The following is a 2,246-nucleotide window of genomic DNA, read 5'->3' as shown; positions in this document are numbered from 1 at the left end:
CTAGTCTGGCGCTCGCTGTCGGCGGCCCGGCCATGGCCACGGCTGCGGGCCCTTAACCGACCACCGATGCGCCGGTGCTGTTGGTGCTGGGCCAGTCGAATGCACAAGGCTACAACCAGATCCTGACCGGTGCGGACGTCAACCGCATCGGCCAGCACCTGGCCCACGTGAAAGGACTCAGTGTTGCCGCCAATCGATCATTGACCACAGAGGACGTCAGTTGGGACGGTTTCTCCGTCGATAACCACAACCTGGGCGACTACTCCCAGAACACCTACAACCTGGCCGGCGAGTTCGCGAAGCTGTGGGATGACGCCGTCACCCAGCACACCGCGAACCTGCCGGATCTTTATGTCATCCACATCGCCTGGCCGGGCCAGGGCATCAAGGGTTGGGAGAACGGCAACAACAACCTGTGGTGGCCCGAGCGCACGCCCGACAGCATCAACAGCCAGTTCCCGCTCGCCAACCGCATGCTCGGCATGGCGATGCAGAACCTGATCAAGGCGGGCAAGCGCCCTCGCCTGATCGGCATCCACTGGGACCAGTGGGAAACGGAAGCCTCGTCGCACAGCTTTGCGACACAGGCCGACGTGGTCCGCAACTACAAGAACCTGATCGAGCAGTTCCAGGCCACGGTCGGTGGTGCGGACTTCCCGTTCTACCTGTACTACCCGCGCACGCCGGCCTACGACGCGGCGGCCACCGCGATGATCGCCAGTGCCTTCACGCAGATGGCGCAGGACAAGTCGCTGAACGTCAGCCTGATCGACGCTGCGGCGGCGAAAGACGAAGCCGGCAACCCGCTGTACTCGCCGAGCAAGCCCTACCTCGGCATCTTCGACACCGACTCACTGCACTACAGCGGCACGGTGCAGAAGTGGTTCGCCCGCAAGCAGTGGGACCTGACCTTCAAGCACGACAAGTACGGACCGGTGGTCAAGAAGGTGGCAGTGCCGAATGCCCCGCGCCAATTGCTAGCGAAGAACTTCAAGACCGACTTTAACGGCGACCACAAGGCCGATCTGCTGTTCACCAACGACACCACCACCTACGTGACCTGGCTGATGTCAGGCCTGCAGGTGGCCGATGGCTCGGTGGTCTCCTGGAACACCTCGTCGATGGACTGGAAGGCGATTGCCAAGGGCGACTTCGACGGTGACGGCCGCAGCGACATCCTCTGGTTCAACAAGACGGCCAGGCAGTACGTCATCTGGTTCATGAGCGGCTCGAACGTGCTGCGCTCGGTGATGCTGAGCGGGCTGGACACGGGCGCCACGCTGTTGACAACGGGTGACTTCGACGGCGACCACAAGGCCGACCTGCTGTGGTTCAACCGCGCCACCGGCCAATACTCGATTGCCTTCATGAACGGCGGCGCGCAGACCTCGAACGTGCCGATTGCGGCGCCCAACCCGGGTTGGGTGTTCGAAGGTGTCGGCGACTTCAATGCCGACGGCAAGGCCGACATCCTGTGGGTCTACCCCGGCAACCTGCACACCGTCTGGTTCATGAACGGTGCCAACGTGCTGTTCAGCAACATGATGCAGCAGCCCTCGCCCGGCTGGACGCCGCGCCAGATCGCCGACTTCGACGGCGACGGCATCGCCGACGTGCTGTGGTACCACGCCGGCATCAACGGCTACGTGATCTGGTTCATGACCGGCCAGGCGCTGACCGCCAAGCCCAGCTCCGGCGGCCTCGGCTCACCGCCCTCTTCCGGCTACTACCTCGAAGGTACCGGTGACTTCGACGGCGACGGCAAGGCCGACATCCTCTGGATGAACCCATCGTCGATGCTCTACGACATCTGGTTCCTCGACGKCCTGAACAAGGCTGCGCGCAGCGGGCAGATGCAGACGCCGGCCTATGGCTGGACGGTGGTGCAGTAGGCGCAAAGAAGTCAGGACTCTTGTGGGAGAGAGGGCCGAAGGGGCCGGCGGGGCGGTGTTGTTGGGGCCCCGCCGGCCCCCCCGAGTGGCGAAAGCAGCGGGGGCGCCTTGCGTGGAGCACACGTCCCGCCGGATTGGGCGAAAACGGGGCGCACCGGCTCTTGCCGTCTGCAATCCCAAGCCGGCGGGGGACCACGCGCAGCCCCAATCCCGACTTCCGTAGTCGGGATTACTAAACATCCGCCTAAATCTTCGGATGTATTGGATTGAACACAGCCTGAGGCGCGAGAACATAGCGCCCGCAGCGGGGGAGACTGCACCACGACGACAAGGCACAGCCAAGTGCCGGTCATG

The 2,246-nt window shown here is 63.9% G+C and carries 1 protein-coding gene; it reads left to right on the top strand.

Annotation, left to right across the window (positions count from 1 at the left end):
• The first annotated feature begins 74 nt into the window (after positions 1-74).
• Positions 75-1,892 carry an FG-GAP repeat domain-containing protein gene (locus AC1DYI_RS33225; protein ID WP_477208373.1) on the top strand — a complete coding sequence of 606 codons (1,818 nt, stop codon included), beginning with the start codon at positions 75-77 and terminating at the stop codon, positions 1,890-1,892.
• Positions 1,893-2,246: the final 354 nt, after the last annotated feature.

The organism is Ideonella sp. P3_A4 (assembly GCF_056403075.1).
Note: the sequence above shows the minus strand (reverse complement) of the source record. Positions and strands in the feature narration are given on the sequence as shown.